The sequence below is a fragment of the Methylosinus sp. R-45379 genome (genome assembly GCF_001644125.1).
GTDB lineage: Bacteria > Pseudomonadota > Alphaproteobacteria > Rhizobiales > Beijerinckiaceae > Methylosinus.
The window spans coordinates 38,188-58,632 of sequence record NZ_LUUM01000309.1 but is presented as its reverse complement, the minus strand read 5'-3'; the positions used below and the strand labels follow the sequence as shown (position 1 = coordinate 58,632).

The following is a 20,445-nucleotide window of genomic DNA, read 5'->3' as shown; positions in this document are numbered from 1 at the left end:
GCGCCGGCCCGCTCCGCAAAGCCGGAATCTGGTCTCAGGGGATGCGGCGGAAGGGATTGCCGCCGGCGCCGGTGAGATAGGCGATCACCCCGACCACCAGCGCGATGGGCAGCAGCACCACAAAAGCGCTGGCGAAGAAGATGAGCCCCATGGCGAGGATCACCGCGCTGACGAGCGTCAGCAGAGCGGCGCCCACGGGTCCGACCTTGATGACCTTCACGCCCTCGGCCCCGCCGATCCATATGCGCGTGCGCGAGCGGAAGCGGGGACGGATCTCGCTCTCGGGCGGGAGGATCTCGATCTCGGTGGGCTTGTCGATCTCGCGCTTCTGCGACACGGGACGCATCTCCAGTCTAGGGCGTCCTCGATATAGGGGCTCGGTCGGCCTACGCCAAGGAAGCACAGCCGCGAATCCGCCAGGGAGAGGCTTGTGGCTTTCGCCACAGCCGCCGAACTGCGCCTGCTCTAGCGTCGCTCTCGAAGCTTTTTGAAAAACGCGGAGAATGACCATGCCGGGCGTCCGAGACCGGGTCACCCCGACCTATGAATATAATTGGCTAGACTTTCAGCTGTTGATTCGTCCCAATCCGTTGCACCAGGATTTCACGGGCCTGAACATTCCTCCCCATGACGGCTCGCCCCACTATCTCGAAAGCGAATATGTCGAGACGATCGACAAATACGCCGGGCAGAAGCCTTGGATTCTGATCAAGGCGCGCGGCCTGCCCGCCCAGCCTTACCAGCCGTGGGGCGTCTATAACGGCGCCGCGGCGTCGTGCCGTGGAAAAGTCATCTATTGGGACGGCGCCGCAGTGGCCGGCCACAATCCGCAGCATGTGAGCGCGGTCCCATATACGCCCGCGTTGAATCGAGCGCGCCGACGGCTCGCGGAAACGGCGCTGGCCGCGATCGTGCTGCACAATCCGCAGCTCGTGCAGCCGGCGCTCTATCGCGTCTCCAAGCAGATGACGATCTATTGGCTGAACCGTCGCGAGCAATTGACCGCCGGCGCCAACAAGGCTCAAGCAGTCTTTCAGCAGCCGACGCGCGCGCTCGTCGCGCCGCGCAAGCCTGTCGTAAACGCTCAGAATCAAATTCAGTATCTGCAACCGAAGCCGCTGAAGATCGGCCATCACCACACCGCGCCGCAGGGCGTCAGCGCCCTGCAAGTGGCGAATAACGCCGTCCCGCCAGACTCATGGTCCGCGGTTCGCGCGACCGCGCAATATACGCATGGCGAGACGAGCTTCGGCCGCCTGGGCGCGGGGTTTCCTCCCGAGCTGGCGATGGCCGTGCAGCAGATGCTCTCCGCGCTCCATGGCAACTCGATTCCGAAGATTCTCAATGTTCACGACAATTTCCTTCGCATATTTCAAATGCTCGGGCCGAGCGACAGCGCGAATTCCGATAACAGCAATGTGAAATCCTGGCTTCCCTATACGAGATGCCCGGACAATGCGGACGCGAACAGGAGAAAAGAATTCACCGCGACCCAGGAGCACTGGACCGCGACATCATTCAGTTGGAGACGCTTTCAGGGGCTCAAAAGGCTGCTTCGCCCGGACGAAATATTCGGCGAGAGCGCATCGGCCAAACGCTATCGCGGAAGAACGAGCAAGGAGAACAAGGATATCAAAGAAAATACTTATCCCGGCCTGCTGAGCGCGCAGCATATGGCGACCGATAGCGAGATCGGCGCATGCTGGGAGCGCATCAAACGGGACTGGTTCGACGGTCGGACTCTGCCTGTCGAGAACGAGCCGCGAAAGCGGGGCATCGAAAAATTCGAAGGAACTTTCGATCAGTTCTCGCCCTTCTACGCGAATATGAACGCGCAGAATCTGTTCTGCAGCGCGGGCCTCTCCGGCTCGACATCCACCCTATTGCTGGCGGCGACGTTCTTCGGCGACATCGACAATTATGAAGACCTCAAGACCTATCTGCTCGCCATCATCGGCTATCTCGTCGGCGGAGGCATGCACTCCTGCCACGAATTGTTCGAAACCGCGAAGCTCGTCGGCGTTCCCTACACCGTGGGCAAATATAAAAGCTCGCTTCCCAAAATTTTGACGGACCACAAGCTCTACCAGAGATGGGAAGCCGAATTCTGCGACGTCGTCACATAGACCCGAGGCGTCCATTCTCGTCGCGCCTTCGCGGTGGAAAATCGCGAAGGCGCGACGATCAATTCGCCGCTTGCATGCGCGACAAATCCCCGAGCGGCGCGCGGGTCTCGCGATCGCCGAAGCGCGCGCGATAAACGGTCAGATTCTCGATCACGCGCTGAACATAATTGCGCGTCTCGCTGATCGGAATGCGCTCCACCCAATCGATCGGATCGACCTCGTTCTTGCGCGGATCGCCATAGGCGTCGATCCACTCCTTCACCCTTTTGCCGCCGGCGTTATAGGCGGCGAAGGCGAGAATGTAGGAGCCCTTGTGCTCGTCGAGCAGCATGCCGAGATGCGCCGCGCCGAGCCGTGCGTTGAAGGCGGGCTCGTCGATCATGCGCTTCAGATCGAAGCCGACCCCCGTCTGCTGCGCGGTGTGGCGCGCGGTGGAGGCGATCATCTGCATCAGCCCCATGGCGCCGGCGCTGGAGACCGCCTTGGGATCGAAGGCGCTCTCCTGCCGCGCTATGGCGTAGACGATCGCCCGTGAGGCCGAACGCGGCAGCGCCGCGAAAGCGGGGATGCCGAAAGACGGAAAAGCGGCGTCGTCTATCGCAATGCCGCGATAGGAGGCGAGCTTGCCGAGCGTCAGGGAAATTTTGGCCTCGCGGCGGCGTTGCGCCACATCGGTCAGCGCCGACAGTTGCGCCTCGCCGACCAGCGTCTTGGCGGCGTCGGCGGCGAGCTGCGCCGCCATCTCCTTCTCGCCGGCGGCGAAGAACAGCTCCACCGCGCGCACCGCTTCGTCGCGGGCGTCGCCATGGGCGGGCTCGGGCGTCGGTCGCACAGGCGAGTCGAAAGCGCCGAGCCGAGCGCGGGCGAGCTGGCCGTAGAAGGTCGTCGATTGCCGCGCGGCGGTCTCATAAGACGCGCGCGCCGCCTCGGCGGCGCCCGCGGCCTCACGGGCGCGGGCGAGCCAATAGGCGCCGCGTGACTTTTGAATCGGCGTCTCGGCGATGCGGGCGATCTCCTCGAAATGCCGCTGCGCCTTGACGGGATCGCTCAGGAATCGCAGCGCGATCCAGCCCGCATGGAATTCCGCCTCGACGCGATAGGAGAGCGAGCGCGCCGAATGCTGCGCGCAGAGCTCATAGGCCTGCGCGAATTGCCCGAGATCCATCAGCTTGCGCGAGATGAGCCGCCGCTCTACCCACCAGGCGTCGCCATCGACGATGAGGCGCGGATCGCGCGGGGCGGAGCGCAGCAGCGCCGCCGCCTCGACGAGCTTCTTTTGATGGCGCAGCATGTGAATGCGCGCGAAGAGGATTCCGGGGTCCTTCTGCGCCTCGGCCGGCAGAGCGGAGAAGGTCTTTTCCGAAGCGCTCTCATTGATCGCCAGCGCGCGGGCGCGGGCGAGATCGAGCGCATCCTTGCCGGCATGGGCGGCGATGCGCAGAGCCGGCCCGGTCTTCTCCGCGTAGAGCAGCCGATCGGCGCGGTATTTATGGTCGGCGACATCGAGATAATCGCCGAACTCTTTTTTCGCCGCCGCCTCCAGCTGCTCGTTGAAATCATCCTCGCGCCACATGGGCTTGATGAGCGCCGCGACCTCCAGCGGCTCGCCGCGGCGGGCCATGACGCGGGCGAGCGCCAACCTTCCGGCCGGCGTCTTGGGCGGACGCTCGGCGAAATATTCGACGATCAGCCGATCTGGGTGCTTGTCGCCATAGAGCGCCTCCTCGACGCGCTGGCGCAGCCAGGCCGAGGCCGGCCATTCGGGATGCTCGGCCAGAAATTTCGACAGGCGCGCGAAGCCGGCCTCGCGCGGATGCAGCCGCAAGCCGGCCCATTGCGCGGCGGCGCGGGCGAGCGGGCCTTCGACGCCGGCCAGCGCCTGATCGCCGCCGGAAAAATCATTGGCTTTGTAGGCGGCGAGCGCGCGCCCGAAAGCGTCGTAATCGGCTCCGAGGAGAATGGCGGCCTCGGGCGGCTGCGGGACGCGCGCCTCGAGATCGAGCCCGCCGTCCGGCGGCGCGTAAGAGAGCAGCTTGGACGCGGCCTCTCCCGCCGGCGGTCGGCGCAGCATGCCGGCGGCGCGCGGATCGGGCGAAGCGGCGGGACCGAGAAAATCATGCAGCGCCTCGCGCGCCGAATCGCGCGGCGCCCAGGGCTCTTGCGGGGAGGAGGCGGCGCCGGCGGGCGGCGGATCGTCGCTGTCGCGGTCCGGCGTGCGGCGCTGCGTGGACGGATAAAGGGCCGCCGCCACGCCCAGGGCGGCGACGATGAGAACGAGGCGCGCGGCCCCACTGTGGCGATTCGTCATCGGCCTAACGCTCCGAACTCTTAACGTAAGTCAGCCTGCGGCCATTTCGTTGCGGAACTGTCAACCAAATCGCTAAGCAGCGGCATTTTCGAATTTTTCGCTCCGCGTCGACCCGCTGCTCGAGCTGTTCGCCGATTCCGCGCGGAGGGACGCCGCGGACCCTTTTCACCCAAACGCCCAGAGGCTATGACAGTTGCCGTCTTCCCAGGGCGGAACGGCCGCCGCGAGGACGGACCGAAATTTCTCCGTACCAATCCCAGTCAGTAAGCGCGGCGATTACGGCGCCCGCGTGGCGCAGCGAAAGCGACGGCAGATGAACGACAAGCCAGTGTTCCGAGGATCCTACACCGCTCTGGTCACGCCTTTCGCCGATGGCGTGGTCGATCACGCCGCTCTGCGCGCGCTCGTCGACTGGCAGATCGAGAGTGGGACGCATGGCCTCGTTCCCGTAGGCACGACGGGCGAGAGCCCGACCTTGAGCCATGAGGAGCATCGCGCCGTCGTCGAGACCGTGATCCAGCAGGCGGCCGGCCGCGTTCCGGTGATCGCGGGCGCCGGCTCCAACAACACGCGCGAGGCGGTGGAGCTCGCGCTCCATGCCCAGCAGGCGGGGGCGGATGGCGTGCTCGTGGTCACGCCTTATTACAACAAGCCGAATCAGGAAGGCCTCTACCAGCATTTCGCCGCTGTGGCGGAGGCGGTCTCCATTCCGATCATCGTCTACAACATCCCGCCGCGCTCGGTCGTCGATATGAGCGTCGCCACGCTGGCGCGCCTCGCGCAGCTAGAGTCCATCGCCGGCGTGAAGGACGCGACCGGCAATGTCGGCCGCATCCTCCAGCAGCGCGCCGCCTGCGGGCCGGAATTCGTGCAATTCTCCGGCGACGACATTCTCGCTCTGGCCAGCGTCGCCGTCGGCGCCATTGGCGTGATCTCGGTCGTCTCCAATGTCGCGCCGCGGCTCTGCGCCGATCTGCAGAATGCCGCTCTCGCCGGGGATTTCAAAACCGCTCTGGCGCTGCAGGACCGTCTGACCGCTCTGCAGCAGGCGATCTTCCTCGAGGCCGGCGTGACCGGGGCCAAATATGGCCTCTCTCTGCTCGGCCGCGTGGGGGAGGAAGTCCGGCTGCCGCTGGTCGCCTCCGCCGAGCCGACGAAAAAGGCCATTCGCGACGCGATGGTTCTCGCCGGCGTGCTGGACGCCTGAGCGGGCAGAAGCAGGACGCGCGCAAGTGGCCGAGAAGGAAAACCCCAATTTCAAGGTCGTCGCCGACAATCGGCGCGCGCGCTATGATTATGAGATCGGCGAGACCTTCGAGGCCGGCCTGTCGCTGACCGGCACGGAGGTGAAGTCGCTGCGCACCGGCAAGGCGACCATCGCCGAGAGCTACGCCCATGTCGACCGCAAGGGCGAGGCTTGGCTCGTCAACGCCACCATTCCCGAATATCTCTCCGGCAATCGCTTCAATCACGAGCCCAAAAGGCTGCGCAAGCTGCTGCTGAAGCAGCGCGAGATCGCCAAGCTGGCGCAGGGCGTCGAGCGCGAGGGCATGACCATCGTGCCGATGAAGCTCTATTTCAACGAGCGCGGCCGCGCCAAGCTGCAGATCGCGCTGGGGCGCGGCAAGAAGCTGCACGACAAGCGCGAGGTGGAAAAGAAGCGCGACTGGGGCCGCGAGAAGAGCCGGCTGCTGCGCGACCGCGGCTGAGGGAAATATTCAGTGTTATTTTTCTAAAATTTCCCGAGCCCGTGCGAAGATCGCACTGAACATCTGCGGCGTCAGCGCGCCCGTATTGGTGTTGAGACGGGAGCAATGATAGCTGTCGATAAGAATAATACGCGTATTCCGAGTATTCGTCGCGATCTCATGCTCATGACCATGGGCGAAGGGGAAGCCGCCGGGCTTCAATGAAAAGGCGCGCAGCACGCCGTCATGGGCGATGCGACCGAGCGCGACAATTAGTCTCACCCGCTTCAGCCGGCGCAAGGTGACGTCGAGAAAAGGGCGACAGGCCGAAAGCTCGGCGGGCAGCGGCTTATTGCCGGGCGGAACGCAGCGCAGGACATTGGTGATCCGGCAATCGACGAGCGCGACGCCATCATCGGCGCGGGCGTCATAGACGCCGCGGGAAAAACCGGTTTCCGCGAGAGTGGCGTAGAGGAGACGGCCGGCGTCATCGCCGGTGAAAGGGCGGCCGGTGCGATTGGCGCCCATCCGCCCCGGGGCGAGGCCGACGATCAGCAAGCGCGCGTCGCGCGGGCCGAAATCGGCGACCGGCGCATTATGCCAGTCGGGATGGCGCTCCCTCAGCTCATGCCGGTACGTGACCAAGCGCGGACAGAGCGGGCAATCATGGCCCGGCTCGTCCGCGCAGGAAGCTGATTTCGAAGGATCAGGCCTCGTGATCGTCCTCAGGGGCGCCGCCCGGCGTCACCGGCTGCGGCCGGCGCTCCTGGAAGCGCTGCATGCGCTCGGCGCGCTCGCCCGGATCGCGGCCGATCTTGCCGACGAGATGGATGAGATCGACGAATTCGTCGGCCTGACGGCGAAGCTCGTCGGCGATCATCGGCGGCTGGGTGGTGATCGTCGAGATCACCGAGACGCGAACGCCCTTGCGCTGCACGGCCTCGACCAGCGAGCGGAAGTCGCCGTCGCCCGAGAAGAGAACCATATGGTCGATATGCTCGGCCATCTCCATCGCGTCGACAGCGAGCTCGATGTCCATATTGCCCTTGACCTTGCGGCGGCCGAGCGAGTCGACGAATTCCTTGGTCGGCTTGGTCACGACGGCGTAGCCATTATAGTCGAGCCAATCGATCAGCGGACGAATCGACGAATATTCCTGATCCTCGATCAGCGCCGTATAATAGAAAGCGCGAATGAGGCGGCCCTTGCCCTGGAACTCGCGCAACAGCCGTTTGTAATCGATATCGAATCCGAGCGATTTGGCCGTCGCATAGAGGTTGGCGCCGTCAATGAATAAGGCAATTCGTTCCGGGTCTGCCATCGTAGTTGGTCTCGCTTGTCGGGTCCAGTATGGAGGGGCCGCCGCTTGCCGCACGCGCTGTCGACCCTACTGGCAGCACGCATCTCTAACTGTGACGCGAATCGACAGTGACGAAAATCTCGAAGCCGTCGTCGATCGCGGTCGTAGACAGGCGCGCCATCCACGAACAGCTTTTTCGTCACATGAAAGTCACGCCCTTCGTTAAAGTCGTAAATCGACCATGTATCGGCGATCGTCAAGGGGGTACGCGAAAAATCTGTCTGGAAATACTACAGCAATAGATGGTTCGACAAGCGGTTCATGCTCTCCCGGCCGCGGCGACCCTGCCATCCCGCGCCGTCGCGCATTGCCAACGGCAAAAAATTAGTGTAGCAGCCCGACCGATCGAACGCTAGAGGAGTCCGCAAGTCATGGCGCGCGTCACCGTCGAAGACTGCATCGACAAAATCGAGAACCGCTTCGATCTGGTCCTGCTCGCAGCCCATCGCGCGCGGCTGATCTCCTCCGGCCAGTCCATTCTGGTCGAGCGCGACAAGGATAAGAATCCCGTCGTCGCGCTGCGCGAGATCGCCGAGACCGCGCTTTCGCCGGACGATCTGAAGGAAGACTTCATCCATTCGCTGCAGCGCCATGTCGAGGTCGACGAGCCCGAGACCGAGACTGTGCCGTCCCTGGCCGCCTCGCCGGATTCCGACGGCGGCGACGCGCAGTTCGACCGCATGACGGAGGAGGATCTTCTCCGCGGCCTCGAGGGTCTGGTGCCTCCGGCCGAGGTCGAGGACGAAGGCGAGTAATTCGCCTACCGACGGGCGAACGAAAACGCCACCCCGGACGGCTTTGCCGTCCGGCTGCCTCGCTACCTTCGCCTAATCTCCCATGCTCGCTCGCCGAAAACACTAGGGGCCGGCGGCGAGCTGTTCTACAATCGAACGCGAATGCGGCCGTCGGCCGGTTTCGGGCGCTCGCGCCGCCTCCCGTCCGATCTTCCCCGTGAGCTCCGCGACGCCCCCGACGATCCGCGCAACCAGATCGCCGGTCGACGCCTATGATGCGCCAATACGAGCTCGTCGAGCGAGTTCGAAAATATAATCCGCAGGTCGACGAGGACCTGCTCAATCGCGCCTATGTCTACGCCATGAAGGCGCATGGCCAGCAGACGCGCGCCTCCGGCGACCCTTATTTCTCGCATCCGCTCGAAGTGGCGGCGATTCTCACCGACCTCAAGCTCGACGACGCCACCATCGTCGCCGCCGTGCTGCACGACACGGTGGAGGACACGAGCTCCACGCTCGACGAGATCAATCGCCTGTTCGGCCCGCAGATCGGCAAGCTGGTCGATGGTCTGACCAAGATCGAGAAGCTCGACCTCGTCTCCAAAAAAGCCGCGCAAGGCGAGAATTTCCGCAAGCTTTTGCTCGCCGTCTCCGAGGACGTCCGCGTTCTGCTGGTGAAGCTCGCGGACCGGCTGCACAATATGCGCACGCTGCATTTCGTGCCGCCGGAAAAGCGCGCGCGCATCGCGCAGGAGACGCTGGACATCTATGCGCCGCTCGCCGGCCGCATGGGCATGCAGCGCCTGCGCGAGGAGCTGGAGGGCCTCGCCTTCCGCCATCTGACGCCGGAGGCCTATCAGGCGATCGAATCGCGCCTGCACGATCTGCGCGCCAAGAATGGCCGCATCATCAAGAAGATCGAGAAGGAGCTGACGCAGGAGTTCGCCGCGCGCGGCATTCATGCGGCCGTCACCGGGCGGCAGAAGACGCCCTATTCCGTCTGGCGCAAGATGGAGCGCAAGTCGATCGCCTTCGAGCAGCTCTCCGATATTTTCGGCTTTCGCATCATCGTCGACGGTGTGGAAGATTGCTATCGCGCGCTCGGCATAGTGCACACCAAATGGCCGAGCGTGCCGGGGCGGTTCAAGGATTACATCTCGACGCCCAAGCAGAACGACTATCGCTCCATTCACACCACTGTGATCGGCCCCGGCCATCAGCGCGTCGAGCTGCAGATCCGCACCGCGACCATGCATGAGATCGCGCGCTTCGGCATCGCCGCCCATGCGCTCTACAAGGATTCCTCCAGCGACGAGGGCAAGGAGGAGCTGGCCAAGGAGAGCCGCGCCTTCAAATGGCTGCAGGACACGCTGGAATTGCTCGCCCACGGCGACAGTCCGGAAGAATTCCTCGAGCATACGCGGCTCGAATTGTTTCAGGACCAGGTGTTCTGCTTCACGCCCAAGGGCGGGCTGATCGCTCTGCCGCGCGGCGCGACGCCGATCGATTTCGCCTATGCGGTGCATACGCGGGTCGGCGATTCCGCTGTCGGCGCCAAGATCAACGGACGCATCGCGCCGGTTCTGTCGCAATTGCAGAATGGCGACGAGGTGGAGATCGTCCGCGCTGAAAGTCACGTGCCGCCGGCGGCCTGGGAATCGCTCGTCGTCACCGGCAAGGCGCGTTCCGCCATTCGCCGCGCGACGCGCGAGGCGGTGCGGATGCAATACGCCGGGCTCGGCCGGCAGATCGTCACCCGCGCTTTCGAGCGCGCTGGGCGAGCGGTCTCGGACGAGAAGCTGAAAGCCGCGCTGCCGCGCCTCGCCCGCGCCTCGCTGGAGGATGCTTTCGCCGCTGTCGGCCGCGGCGAGATCTATTCCGGCGATGTGGTGAAATCCGTCTATCCGGATTTCAGCGAGGAGCGGAAGCCCGCGCAGCAAATGCGCCTCGAGCCGGGCGAGCCCGGCTGGTTCGGCATGAAGTCCAACGCCAATGTCGTGTTCAAGGCCCCCGGCTCGCCCGATCAGGCCAGCGCCATTCCGATCCGCGGCCTGCGCGGCGACGTGCCGGTGCGCTTCGCCCCGGAGGGCGGCGCCGTGCCGGGCGACCGCATCGTCGGCATACTGACGCCGGGCGAAGGCATCACCATATATCCGATCCAATCGCCGGCGCTGACCGCCTTCGACGATCAGCCCGACCGCTGGCTGGACGTGCGCTGGGACATAGACCCGGAGAGCCGGGAGCTGTTTCCGGCGCGGCTCGTGGTGACGGCGATCAACGAGCCGGGAACGCTGGGCGGGCTGGCGACGCTGATCGGCGAGACGGGGGCCAATATCGACAATGTCGCCTTCGCCATTCATTCTCCCGACTTTCGTGAGATGCGATTCGACCTCGAGGTCGCCGATCTGAAACATTTGAACGACATCATCGCCCGGCTGCGGGCGAGCGCTCTGGTCAGCAAGGTCGAGCGCGTCATCGGGTGAGGAAACATGACTGCTCGCCGCATACGTCTCGGCGTGAATGTCGATCACGTCGCCACCATTCGCAACGCCCGCGGCGGCCTCTCGCCGGACCCTGTGCGCGCCGCTCTGCTCGCCATCGAGGCGGGCGCGGACGGAATCACTGCGCATTTGCGGGAGGATCGCCGCCATATTCGCGACGCCGACATGGCGCGGCTGAAGGCGGAAATATCCAAGCCGCTCAATTTCGAGATGGCCGCGACCGAGCAGATGCTCGACATTGCGCTGCAGACCAAGCCTCACGCCGTCTGCCTGGTGCCGGAGCGCCGCACCGAGCGCACCACCGAGGGCGGGCTCGACGTCATCGGCGGGCATAATCACCTCGTCCCCTTCGTCGACGAGCTGAACCGGGCCGGGATTCGCGTCTCTCTGTTCATCGAGCCGGGCGCCGAGGCGATCGACGCCGCGACCTCGATCAAGGCGCCGGTCGTCGAGCTGCATACGGGCGCATGGTGCCATGCGGTCGAAGTGGGGGACCACGGGACCGCCGAGCGCGAGTTCGCCCGCATCGTGGCGGCCGCGGCGCATACGTCGGAGCGCGGGCTCGAGTGCCACGCCGGCCATGGGCTGGACTATACGACGGCGAAGCGCATCTCGGCGCTGCCGCAGATCGTCGAGCTGAACATCGGGCATTTCCTCATCGGCGAAGCGGTCTTCGTCGGCCTCGCCGAATCGATCCGCGCCATGCGGCGGGCGATCGACGAGGGCGCGGGCGCCGCATGATCATCGGCTTCGGCAGCGATCTCTGCGACATTCGCCGCATCGAGCAGGCGCTCGAGCGCTATGGCGAGCGCTTCATCCGCCGCTGCTTCACCGATGTCGAACGCGAGAAATCGGAAGGACGCGCCGCTCGCGCGGCCTCCTACGCCAAGCGCTTTGCCGCCAAGGAGGCCTGCGCCAAGGCGCTCGGCACCGGCATAAGCGAAGGAATCACCTGGAAAACCATGGGCGTCGTCAATCTGCCCTCCGGCAAGCCGACGGTGGAGCTGACCGGCGCCGCCGCCGAGCGTCTGGCCGAGATCGCGCCGCAGGGCGCGCGGATCGTCATTCACCTCACATTGACCGACGAATATCCGCTCGCGCAGGCCCAGGTTCTCATAGAGGCGCTGACGTGATAGACGAGCTTTGCGAGCGAGCCTGAAGGCGCGCGGTCCGAGGCCTGATGGACCGCGCGCCTTCAGGCTCGCTCGCAAACGGACGACCAGGAGCGGCTTCGGCCACAACTAAGGAGTGACGTGGTTTGAGCAGGAACGTCTCGGTCGCCGAACGGCGCGACGAAGGTGGTTTGCTCGAGACGATCAAGGTGATCGTCCAGGCGCTGGTCATCGCGCTCGTCATTCGCACGCTGCTGTTTCAGCCCTTCAACATTCCCTCGGGCTCTATGATCCCGACATTGCTGATCGGCGATTATGTCTTCGTCTCGAAATACGCCTATGGCTATTCGAACTACTCGCTGCCCTCCGTGCCTTATCTCGACTGGCGGCTCGATCTCTTCTCCGGCCGCGTGCTCGGCTCGCAGCCCAAGCGCGGCGATGTCGTGGTGTTCAAGCTGCCGCGCGACAATGAGACCGATTACATCAAGCGCGTGATCGGCCTGCCCGGCGACCGCGTCCAGATGATCGAGGGCCGCCTTTATATCAATGGCGAGATCGTGCCGCGCGAGGTCAAGGCCAAGGAGAAGCACGAGGGCCGCGACGGCCGCGAGGTCGAGGTGCCGACCTATACCGAGACTCTGCCCGGCGGCGTCGCCCATACGATCATCGAGATCGAGGGCGACCACGGCTATAAGGACAACACCGAGCTCTTCGTGGTGCCGCCGAACAATTATTTCATGATGGGCGACAATCGCGACAATTCCACCGATTCACGCTTCGCGCCGGAAGAAGGCGGCGTCGGCTATGTGCCCTTCGAGAATCTGGTGGGCCGCGCCGAGATCATCTTCTTCTCGGTGCAGAAGGACGAATATGCTCTGGCCTTCTGGCGCTGGCCCTGGACGGTCAGGTGGGATCGGCTGTTCAAGCCAGCGCATTGACGCCGCTCGGCATAAAGCAGACGCAAATGGGAGTTCTCGGTCGGGAGGACCTCGCCACGCTCGAGGCGAGCGTCGGTCATGGCTTCGCCAATCGCGGCCTGCTGGAGCATGCGCTGACCCATGTCAGCGCCTCGGCGGCGCGGCCGGAGTCCTATGAGCGGCTGGAGTTTCTCGGCGACCGCGTGCTCGGCGTCGTCATCGCCCATATGCTCTATGAGAATTTCCCGCAGGAGAGCGAGGGCGAATTGTCGCGGCGGCTCGCCGACCTCGTGCGCAAGGAATCCTGCGCCGAGGTTTCCGAGCGCTGGGGCGTCGGCCCTTTCATGCGGCTCGGCGACGGCGAGGCGCAGACGGGCGGACGGAAAAAACGCGCCATATTGGGCGATATGTGCGAGGCGATCATCGGCGCGGTCTATCTCGACGGCGGCCCGCAGGCGGCCGAGGCCGTGGTGCGCGCCGCCTTCGCCGAGCGCATGCACGCGCCGGGGCGAAGGCTGCGCGACGCCAAGACCGCGCTGCAGGAATGGGCGCAGGCCCGCCGCCTGGCCACGCCGCGCTACCGGCTCGCCGCGCGCAGCGGGCCGGACCATGCGCCCTTCTTCGAGGTAGCGGTGGAGGTCGAGGGCTTCGTGGCCGCGCAAGGCGCTGGCGCCTCCAAGCGCGCCGCGGAGCAATCCGCCGCTCAGGCCTTTCTCGACCGCGAGGGGATAGAGAGGGAGGACGTGTGAGCGCCAGCTTCGCGGGCTCGACACGACAGTCCCCTCATCCTGAGGGCGCTGATTTGGACCAGGGCTTCATGCCAACATCGAAAGGCGCATTCTCGTGACCGAAACAAGCTGTGGCTTCGTCGCCTTGGTCGGCGCGCCCAACGCCGGCAAATCGACGCTGCTCAATCAGCTCGTCGGCGCGAAAGTGTCCATCGTCTCGCGCAAGGCGCAGACGACGCGCGCCCTCGTGCGCGGCATAGCGCTGGAAGGCGAGGCGCAGATCATTCTGGTCGACACGCCCGGCATTTTCGCGCCCAAGCGTAGGCTCGACCGCGCCATGGTGGCGAGCGCCATCTCCGGCGCCGGCGACGCCGACGCCATTGTGCTGCTCGTGGATGCGCGCCGCGGCCTCGTCGCGGAGGTGGAGGAGATCGTCGCCAAGCTCGCCACGCTCTCCGCGCCGAAAATTCTGGCGCTCAACAAGATCGATCTGGTGCCGCGCGATTCGCTGCTGGCGCTCACGGCGGCGCTGACGGAAAAGGCGAATTTCATCGAGACCTATATGATCTCGGCGCTGAACGGCGATGGCGTCGCCGATCTCAAAGCCAAGCTCGCCGCGCTGATGAAGCCCTCGCCCTGGCTCTATCCGGAAGACCAGCTCTCCGACGCGCCGCTGCGACTGCTCGCCGCCGAGATCACGCGCGAGAAGATCTTCGAGCGTCTGCATGATGAATTGCCCTATCAATCGACGGTCGAGACCGATTCCTGGCAAAATCAGAAGGACGGTTCGGCCCGCATAGAGCAGACGATCTATGTCACCCGCGACGGGCAGAAGAAGATCGTCATCGGCGAAGGCGGCCGCACCATAAAGGCGATCGGCCAGGCCGCGCGCCGCGAGATCGCGGAGGCCGCCGAGCAGAAGGTGCATCTCTTTTTGTTCGTGAAGGTGCGCGAGAATTGGGCCGACGATCCCGAGCGCTATCGCGAGATGCGGCTGGATTTCCCGAAGGAGTGACGCGCGTCTCCTTCTCCCGCGAGCGGGAGAAGGAGTGGTCGGCGTTGCACGAAAAGATCATCCGCTCGCCTTCAGCCGCAAGCCTCGCGGCACGATACGCGACTCCGCGAGATCGAACAGCCCCTGCGCGGCGAGCGCCATGAGCGCCGCAGGAATCGCCCCCTCGAGGATCAGCGCGAAATTGTCGAGGCGGACGCCGGTGAAAATCGGCTGGCCATAGCCGCCGGCGCCGATCAGCGCGCCCAAAGTCGCCGTGCCGACATTGATGACCGCCGCCGTCTTCAGCCCCGCGAGAATAGCGGGCGACGCCATCGGCAATTCGACGAGAAGCAAGCGCCGCCAGGGCGTGAGCCCGATGGCGATCGCCGAATTTTCGATCGCGCGCGGAATCGTCGTGAGGCCGGTCGCGACATTCCGTACGATCGGCAGCAGGCTATAGAGGAACAGCGCCGCAATGGCCGGTGCCGCGCCTATGCCGAGCAGCGGAATCATGAAGACGAGCAGAGCGAGCGAGGGAATCGTCTGCAGCACGCTGGCGAGGCCGAGGATCGCATGGCCGAGACGCGGACGCTTCGCCGCCGCGACGCCGAGCGGCACAGCGACGAGGATCGCCGCCGCCAGCGAGACGCCGACGAGAAAGAGATGCTCGCGCGTGCGTCGCCACAGCCGCTCGGCGAGACTCTGCGAAGGCGCCGGCGCCTCGACGCCGAATTGCGTCGCGACGAAATTCGCCGCCGCCTCGCGCTCTGTGCGAAGGCCTGTCTTCACCGCGATATTCATCGCGATCATCGCCGGCGCGTCTATGCGACCCTCGAGCCTCAGCATGGACATGACCGCCTGCGGCGCGCGCTGCTCGAGATCGACGCGATAGAGCAGAACGGCGCGATTTTCCGCGAACAGCTTGCGGTCGTCGTCGAGCACGAGAATGCGCCGATCGGCGACTTGCGGATCGGTGGCGTAGAGATCGACGACATCGATGGCGCCGTCGAGAAGCCCCTTATAGGCGATATCGTGATCGAGCCCGCGCACATCCTCCGCCGCGAATCCATAGGCGGCGCGCAGCGCCGGCCAGCCATCGGCGCGAGCGAGCAATTCCTCGCTCAAGGCGAAGACGAGCGACGCCTGCCGCGCGAGATCAGAAATGGTCCGCACGCCCAGCGCCTCCGCCTTGTCGCGCCGCATGCCGAGCGCATAGCCATTGCCGAAGCCGAGCGGCAGGCTCATGCGCAGCCCGAGCTCGCCGAGCGCGTCGGCGAGCTGGCGATCGTTGGAGAGCCGCAGCTGCGCGAGAATCTCCTGCCGCAGCGTGCCCGTATATTCGGGATAGGCGTCGATCTCGCCGGAGAGCAGCGCATTCCAGACGAGCCGCGTGCCGCCGAGCGCCGGTCGGCGGATCACGCGCGCGCCAGAAGCGGCGGCAAGATCGGCGACGATATCCGAGAGAATGACGGATTCGGTGAAGGTCTTGGAGCCGATGCGCACGACATCGCCCTCACGCGCACAGGCGCCGAGCAGAAGGAGCGCGAGCAAAATTGCAAGAGCGCCCCTCATCGCGCGCCCTCCGGCGGAAGCGGCAGATCGGCGAGGCGCCGCGCGCTGGCGCGCACGAAGCGCGTGACGAACTCCTCCGCCGGCCGCTCGACGAAATCGGCGAAGCGGCCTTGCTGCACGATGCGGCCGTGATTCATCAGCACGATCTGCTCGGCGAAGAATCCGGCCTCGGCGAGATCATGCGTAACGATGACGACGGTCTTGCGCAGCCGCGCGAATATGGCGGCGAGATCGTCCTGCAGATCGGCGCGGATCAGCGGATCGAGCGCGCCCAGCGGCTCGTCCATCAGCAGAATCTCCGGATCGAGCATGAGCGCGCGCATCAGCGCCACGCGCTGCCGCTGGCCGCCCGAGAGCTCGGCCGGAAAGCGATCCAAAGCCTCCGCCGGAAAGCGCGTGAGACGCAGCAGCTCCTCGAGTCGCGCCGTGCGACGTTCCGCGGGCCAGCGCATCTCGCGCGCCATCAGCTCTATGTTGCGGCGCGCGGTAAGATGCGGGAAGAGGCCGCCCTCCTGAATCACATAGCCCATGAGGCTCCGGAGCTTCGCCGCTGAAAGCGGCGTCAGCAGATGGCGCGCCACCTCTATCTCGCCCTCGTCCGGCGTCACGAGCCCGACGATCATGGCGAGAAGCGTGGATTTGCCGGAGCCGGATGGGCCGATCAGCGCCGTCGTGCGCGCGGGCTCTATCGTCAGCGTGACGTCGTCGACGACGCGCGCGCCGCCGAAACATTTACTGACATGCTCCAGTCGGATCATGACTGCGCCGCGGCGTCGGGTGACGTCGCTCAAATGGCGCGCGCGGGCGTGGTTCCAAGGGTCGGCCACCGCGAAGATGCGGGACGTCACGCGCGGCCTCGGCTTGAATCCGGCCGACCGACGTGAGAGCTTCCCGCTCCCGCGGCGTCGCCGCTCGGCGTCTCCTCACCCATGGCGTCGCAACGCAAGATCATCCACATCGACATGGACGCTTTCTATGCGTCGGTCGAACAGCGCGACGATCCGCGATTGCGCGGACGGCCGGTCGCCGTCGGCTCGCCGCGCGAGCGCGGCGTCGTGGCGGCGGCGAGCTATGAGGCGCGCGCTTTCGGCGTGCGCTCGGCCATGCCTTCCGTCACAGCGAGCAGGCGATGTCCCGATCTCCTCTTCGTTCCGCCGCGCTTCGACGTCTATCGCGAGGTGTCGCGGCGCATTCGCGCGATCTTCCTCGATTACACGCCGCTGGTCGAGCCGCTCTCGCTCGACGAGGCCTATCTCGACGTCACCGAAAATCGCAAGAAGATCGCCTCCGCGACGCATATCGCCGAGGAGATAAGAGCGCGCATTCGCGAGGAGACTCGGCTGACCGCCTCGGCGGGCGTCTCCTACAACAAATTTTTGGCCAAGCTCGCGTCCGACCAGAACAAGCCGAATGGTCTCTTCGTCATCACGCCGGACAGAGGCGCGGAATTCGTCGCCACGCTGCCGATCGGCAAGTTTCACGGAGTCGGGCCGGCGACGGCGAAGAAGATGAATGCGCTCGGCATAGAGACGGGGCTCGATCTGCGCGCCAAGCCCCTGCCCTTTCTGCAGCGGCATTTCGGCAAATCGGGAAGCTATTTTTACGGCATCGCGCGCGGCGTCGACGATCGTCCAGTACGGCCAGACCGCATTCGCAAATCGATCGGTGCGGAAGTGACCTTCGCGCATGATCTCGTCGCGCTCGAGGAAGCGATCGCCGCTCTCGCGCCCATCGTCGCGCGCGTCGCCGCCCATTGCGAGGGGGCGGGCATAGAGGGACGCACGGTGACGCTCAAAGTCAAATATGCGGATTTTCAGCAGATCACGCGGCGCAGCACCGGCGCCGCGCCGATCGCCTCGCGCGCCGCGCTGGAAGCCTGCGCGCTGGCGCTGCTGCGCCCGCTGTTTCCGTCAGAGAAAGGCGTGCGCCTGCTCGGCGTCACGCTCTCCTCGCTCGCGCCCGCGGGTGGAAGCGACGATCCGCAGATGAGCTTGGGGGTGTGAAGTCACCAGCGAATAGCGAATAGCGAGTAGCAGGCAGCGAGCTGTCTATTCGCTACTCGCTACTCGCTACTCGCCAACCTCTATTCGCCCCTCACGGCGCGGTCCAGGGATAGGTCCAAGTCTCCGTCAACGTCAGCGGGCCGGCCTTGAGGAAGGCGCGAATATCCGCCGTCTGGCCGGATTTCACCGCTATGTCGAACATCACGCGCATGCCGTCTATGTGCGGATTGGCGGCGACGCTCGAGCGGATGACCGTGCCATTGGTCGCCGAGGCGACGACTTCCACCTGCGAAGGATCATTGACGTAATAAGCGAGATCGCCGCCGGCGAAATCGACGATGAAGCGATGCGCGCCCGGAGTCGCCGCCTCGCCCGAGCCGAGCGCCCGCGCCGGCGCCTCGAATGTGTTCACCGCGCGGCCATTGGGAGAGAGCCGCGGCAGATCGAGCAGCGAGGTGATGCGATAGGCGTAGGAGAAGGGCTTGCCGATCTCGAGCGGCTGCGCGCCGACCCAGGCCGCGACGATATTGTCATTGGTCTCGTCGAGCGTCGGCAGCTCCAGCAGCTCGACGGCGCCCTCGCCCCATGACCCTTGCGGCTCGATGAAATAGCTCGGCCGCCGCTCATAGGCGAGGTCGATGTCCTGATAGGTCTCGAAGTTGCGGTCGCGCTGCAGAAGGCCGAAGCCGCGAATATTGGGATCGGAGAAGGACGTCAGCCGCGCGATCGGCGCATTGGCGAGCGGGCGCCAGAGCCATTCCTTCGACTCGCCATGGACGAGCAGCCCGTCCGAATCATGCAGCTCGGTGCGGAAGCCGTCGCGCATGCGGCGGTCGTTCTCGCCGGTGAGATACATTGAGGTGAGCGGCGCGAGGCCGAATTTCGCCTTGCGACGCGGGAAGATGGTCGCCTGCACGTCGATCGTGCTGTCCTGGCCGGTCGTCAGATCGAAGCGATAGGCGCCGGTCGCCGCCTCGCCGTCGAGCAGCGCATAGAAGGTGATGCGATTGCTGCCCGGCTGCGGCGTCTCGATCCAGAACTCGCGGAAGAAGGGGAAGACTTCCGAATTGTCGCCGCAGTCGACGCAGAGCGCACGCGCCGAGAGGCCGTAGCGCTGGCCGCGGCCGAGAAAGCGGAAATAGCTCGCGCCGAGGAAGGAGATCACCTCGTCGTGCACATGCGGATCATTGAGCGGGAAATGCAGGCGGAAGCCGGCGAAGCCGATGTTGATCGGCAGCGTCCGCTCGAATTTGTTGCGGCCATAGTCGAACAGGGCCGCCGAATAGGGAATGGGCGTCGGAATGCCGTCCCTTATCGTGTTCACCGTCACCGGGCGCTTGTAGAGAAAGCCCAGATGGAAGGTGTGCAGCCGGAACGAGCCCGGAATATTGGAGAACAGCGCCTTTTCCGGACGGAAGCGAAGATCGCGGAAGGAGTCGAAGTCGAGCTTCGCCAATTCGTCCGGCAGCTGCGGCGGCGCCGCCTCGAAAGGCGCGCCGGCGAGGTCGCGGGCGCGGCGCGCCACGTCCTCGAGGCCGAAGCGCGGCTGCGTTCCGTTCTGCACGGATTGCGCGACGGCGCGTCCGAGCGGCGCGGCCTGAGCGCCCGCCGCGACCATCGCGCCGAGAAGCCGGCGGCGTGTGATGTCGATCATTTCAGTCGGTTTCCGGAAAAATTGAGCGACGAGCGGAAGCCCGTCTTCGGGTCGCAGACGAATCGGGGTCGCAGACGAATCGGGCGTTCTTGGGGACGCCGCCCCGTCTACGAGCGCGGCGTGCGTCGCCCGGCCCCGTCCGAGCTTCTGCCTATCCGGCTTTGGGCCGGTCTGCAAGACGGTGGAGCTATCACCCCGCGGAGGGCGCAAAATGGGCGAAAGGGCGACAAATTTCGCCGGCGGGCGAAAAAGCCCTTGCAGAGCCGGCGAAAGCGCGTATTTACGTTCTCGCCCACTTTCGCACGTGCCTGTGGTCGTGTGTCGGTCGATGGGGATCCGGACAAGAGGCCGGTCAACCATCGGAATAAAACCGGCAGCCGGAGGCGAAACCGGCGAACCTCGCCTGAGCGAGGGATCGCGACTTAAAGCAACGACGGACCGGGCTTTTTCGTCTCTGTCGACCCTCCAAAGGTCGGCGTACCGAAGAGGCTTGTCTTTCTTGCCGGGCGTGCGGAAAGGGAAAAATCCCCTTCCAAGCGATGGCTATTCGACACGGGATTCGATGTCCGTCTGGACATGCGAGTCCGCGTTTCGTCTAGCCGACGGCGCATCACCCGACTGTCCTGCGCTTCGCCGCGAGCGAAGCCGTGACGGTCATGGAACGCAGTCGTCTCGATGTTCAGCGCGCCTCCACAGCGTGCTGCGCAAACGACGTCGTGCATCCGATCGAAGCCCTTGGCCACTCCGC

General features: G+C 65.2%; 18 protein-coding genes. 11 read left to right on the top strand and 7 right to left on the bottom strand.

Features of this window, described 5'->3' with window-relative positions; translation table 11 throughout:
• Window positions 1-34: 34 nt before the first annotated feature.
• Complete coding sequence (locus A1351_RS22445) at window positions 35-337, bottom strand: hypothetical protein (protein ID WP_064034031.1); 303 nt, start codon at window positions 335-337, stop codon at window positions 35-37.
• 172 nt (window positions 338-509) lie between these two features.
• On the opposite strand from A1351_RS22445, the gene A1351_RS22440 reads away from it, so the two are divergent.
• The gene (locus A1351_RS22440; RefSeq protein WP_157096471.1) at window positions 510-2,126 is read left to right on the top strand and encodes a hypothetical protein; all 1,617 of its coding nucleotides are present in this window, start codon (window positions 510-512) and stop codon (window positions 2,124-2,126) included.
• Window positions 2,127-2,184: 58 nt separating this feature from the next.
• On the opposite strand, the gene A1351_RS22435 is transcribed toward A1351_RS22440, so the two are convergent.
• On the bottom strand, window positions 2,185-4,434 hold the full coding sequence (locus A1351_RS22435) for a lytic transglycosylase domain-containing protein (protein WP_064033975.1): 2,250 nt from the start codon (window positions 4,432-4,434) through the stop codon (window positions 2,185-2,187).
• Between the two features lie 313 nt (window positions 4,435-4,747).
• Here A1351_RS22435 and dapA point away from each other — a divergent pair, with 313 nt between their 5' ends.
• Both dapA and smpB read left to right on the top strand, forming a co-directional pair.
• The gene (gene dapA / locus A1351_RS22430) at window positions 4,748-5,641 is read left to right on the top strand and encodes a 4-hydroxy-tetrahydrodipicolinate synthase (protein ID WP_064033974.1); all 894 of its coding nucleotides are present in this window, start codon (window positions 4,748-4,750) and stop codon (window positions 5,639-5,641) included.
• 25 nt (window positions 5,642-5,666) lie between these two features.
• Entirely contained in the window at window positions 5,667-6,143 is a 477-nt protein-coding gene (gene smpB, locus A1351_RS22425) for an SsrA-binding protein SmpB (RefSeq protein WP_024878353.1), read from the top strand.
• A gap of 15 nt (window positions 6,144-6,158) precedes the next feature.
• Here smpB and A1351_RS22420 read toward each other — a convergent pair whose 3' ends face one another.
• Together A1351_RS22420 and A1351_RS22415 are read right to left on the bottom strand one after the other, a co-directional pair.
• The gene (locus tag A1351_RS22420) at window positions 6,159-6,767 is read right to left on the bottom strand and encodes a uracil-DNA glycosylase (protein WP_024878352.1); all 609 of its coding nucleotides are present in this window, start codon (window positions 6,765-6,767) and stop codon (window positions 6,159-6,161) included.
• Between the two features lie 61 nt (window positions 6,768-6,828).
• Window positions 6,829-7,443 (bottom strand): NYN domain-containing protein, encoded by a 615-nt coding sequence (locus A1351_RS22415; protein WP_024878351.1) that lies wholly within the window; start codon window positions 7,441-7,443, stop codon window positions 6,829-6,831.
• Between the two features lie 410 nt (window positions 7,444-7,853).
• Between A1351_RS22415 and rpoZ the strand changes: the two genes are divergently transcribed.
• The 7 genes from rpoZ (at window position 7,854) to era (ending at window position 14,489) form a co-directional block, all read left to right on the top strand.
• The gene (gene rpoZ / locus A1351_RS22410) at window positions 7,854-8,237 is read left to right on the top strand and encodes a DNA-directed RNA polymerase subunit omega (RefSeq protein WP_018267087.1); all 384 of its coding nucleotides are present in this window, start codon (window positions 7,854-7,856) and stop codon (window positions 8,235-8,237) included.
• A gap of 251 nt (window positions 8,238-8,488) precedes the next feature.
• The gene (locus tag A1351_RS22405) at window positions 8,489-10,699 is read left to right on the top strand and encodes a bifunctional (p)ppGpp synthetase/guanosine-3',5'-bis(diphosphate) 3'-pyrophosphohydrolase (protein WP_024878349.1); all 2,211 of its coding nucleotides are present in this window, start codon (window positions 8,489-8,491) and stop codon (window positions 10,697-10,699) included.
• 6 nt (window positions 10,700-10,705) lie between these two features.
• Entirely contained in the window at window positions 10,706-11,458 is a 753-nt protein-coding gene (locus A1351_RS22400) for a pyridoxine 5'-phosphate synthase (protein WP_024878348.1), read from the top strand.
• Window positions 11,455-11,850, top strand: coding sequence for a holo-ACP synthase (gene acpS, locus A1351_RS22395; protein WP_024878347.1), 396 nt, complete (start codon window positions 11,455-11,457; stop codon window positions 11,848-11,850). The genes A1351_RS22400 and acpS overlap by 4 nt, the downstream gene beginning before the upstream one ends.
• Before the next feature lie 125 nt (window positions 11,851-11,975).
• Window positions 11,976-12,767, top strand: coding sequence for a signal peptidase I (gene lepB / locus A1351_RS22390; RefSeq protein WP_024878346.1), 792 nt, complete (start codon window positions 11,976-11,978; stop codon window positions 12,765-12,767).
• Window positions 12,768-12,793: 26 nt separating this feature from the next.
• Window positions 12,794-13,495, top strand: a complete 702-nt coding sequence (gene rnc, locus A1351_RS22385) for a ribonuclease III (protein WP_024878345.1) — start codon at window positions 12,794-12,796, stop codon at window positions 13,493-13,495.
• Window positions 13,496-13,589: 94 nt separating this feature from the next.
• Window positions 13,590-14,489 carry a GTPase Era gene (era, locus tag A1351_RS22380; RefSeq protein ID WP_024878344.1) on the top strand — a complete coding sequence of 300 codons (900 nt, stop codon included), beginning with the start codon at window positions 13,590-13,592 and terminating at the stop codon, window positions 14,487-14,489.
• 57 nt (window positions 14,490-14,546) lie between these two features.
• Here the strand turns inward: era and A1351_RS22375 are convergent, their stop codons facing one another.
• Both A1351_RS22375 and A1351_RS22370 read right to left on the bottom strand, forming a co-directional pair.
• Complete coding sequence (locus A1351_RS22375; RefSeq protein ID WP_024878343.1) at window positions 14,547-16,040, bottom strand: glycine betaine ABC transporter substrate-binding protein; 1,494 nt, start codon at window positions 16,038-16,040, stop codon at window positions 14,547-14,549.
• On the bottom strand, window positions 16,037-16,888 hold the full coding sequence (locus A1351_RS22370; protein ID WP_245267207.1) for an ATP-binding cassette domain-containing protein: 852 nt from the start codon (window positions 16,886-16,888) through the stop codon (window positions 16,037-16,039). Before A1351_RS22370 ends, A1351_RS22375 begins: the two co-directional genes overlap by 4 nt.
• A gap of 81 nt (window positions 16,889-16,969) precedes the next feature.
• Here A1351_RS22370 and dinB point away from each other — a divergent pair, with 81 nt between their 5' ends.
• Window positions 16,970-18,043 carry a DNA polymerase IV gene (gene dinB, locus A1351_RS22365; RefSeq protein ID WP_024878341.1) on the top strand — a complete coding sequence of 358 codons (1,074 nt, stop codon included), beginning with the start codon at window positions 16,970-16,972 and terminating at the stop codon, window positions 18,041-18,043.
• A 91-nt stretch (window positions 18,044-18,134) separates the two neighbouring features.
• On the opposite strand, the gene A1351_RS22360 is transcribed toward dinB, so the two are convergent.
• On the bottom strand, window positions 18,135-19,697 hold the full coding sequence (locus A1351_RS22360) for a glucan biosynthesis protein (RefSeq protein ID WP_064033973.1): 1,563 nt from the start codon (window positions 19,695-19,697) through the stop codon (window positions 18,135-18,137).
• Window positions 19,698-20,445: the final 748 nt, after the last annotated feature.

What these genes read in the sequence shown, in the direction of transcription:
- A1351_RS22405 (WP_024878349.1), top strand. Translation starts at nt 8,489, where the DNA reads ATGATGCGCCAATACGAGCTCGTCGAGCGAGTTCGAAAATATAATCCG.
- A1351_RS22375 (WP_024878343.1), bottom strand. Translation starts at nt 16,040, where the DNA reads ATGAGGGGCGCTCTTGCAATTTTGCTCGCGCTCCTTCTGCTCGGCGCC.
- A1351_RS22435 (WP_064033975.1), bottom strand. Translation starts at nt 4,434, where the DNA reads ATGACGAATCGCCACAGTGGGGCCGCGCGCCTCGTTCTCATCGTCGCC.
- A1351_RS22360 (WP_064033973.1), bottom strand. Translation starts at nt 19,697, where the DNA reads ATGATCGACATCACACGCCGCCGGCTTCTCGGCGCGATGGTCGCGGCG.
- rnc (WP_024878345.1), top strand. Translation starts at nt 12,794, where the DNA reads ATGGGAGTTCTCGGTCGGGAGGACCTCGCCACGCTCGAGGCGAGCGTC.
- dapA (WP_064033974.1), top strand. Translation starts at nt 4,748, where the DNA reads ATGAACGACAAGCCAGTGTTCCGAGGATCCTACACCGCTCTGGTCACG.
- A1351_RS22415 (WP_024878351.1), bottom strand. Translation starts at nt 7,443, where the DNA reads ATGGCAGACCCGGAACGAATTGCCTTATTCATTGACGGCGCCAACCTC.
- rpoZ (WP_018267087.1), top strand. Translation starts at nt 7,854, where the DNA reads ATGGCGCGCGTCACCGTCGAAGACTGCATCGACAAAATCGAGAACCGC.
- A1351_RS22400 (WP_024878348.1), top strand. Translation starts at nt 10,706, where the DNA reads ATGACTGCTCGCCGCATACGTCTCGGCGTGAATGTCGATCACGTCGCC.
- dinB (WP_024878341.1), top strand. Translation starts at nt 16,970, where the DNA reads ATGGCGTCGCAACGCAAGATCATCCACATCGACATGGACGCTTTCTAT.
- acpS (WP_024878347.1), top strand. Translation starts at nt 11,455, where the DNA reads ATGATCATCGGCTTCGGCAGCGATCTCTGCGACATTCGCCGCATCGAG.
- A1351_RS22440 (WP_157096471.1), top strand. Translation starts at nt 510, where the DNA reads ATGCCGGGCGTCCGAGACCGGGTCACCCCGACCTATGAATATAATTGG.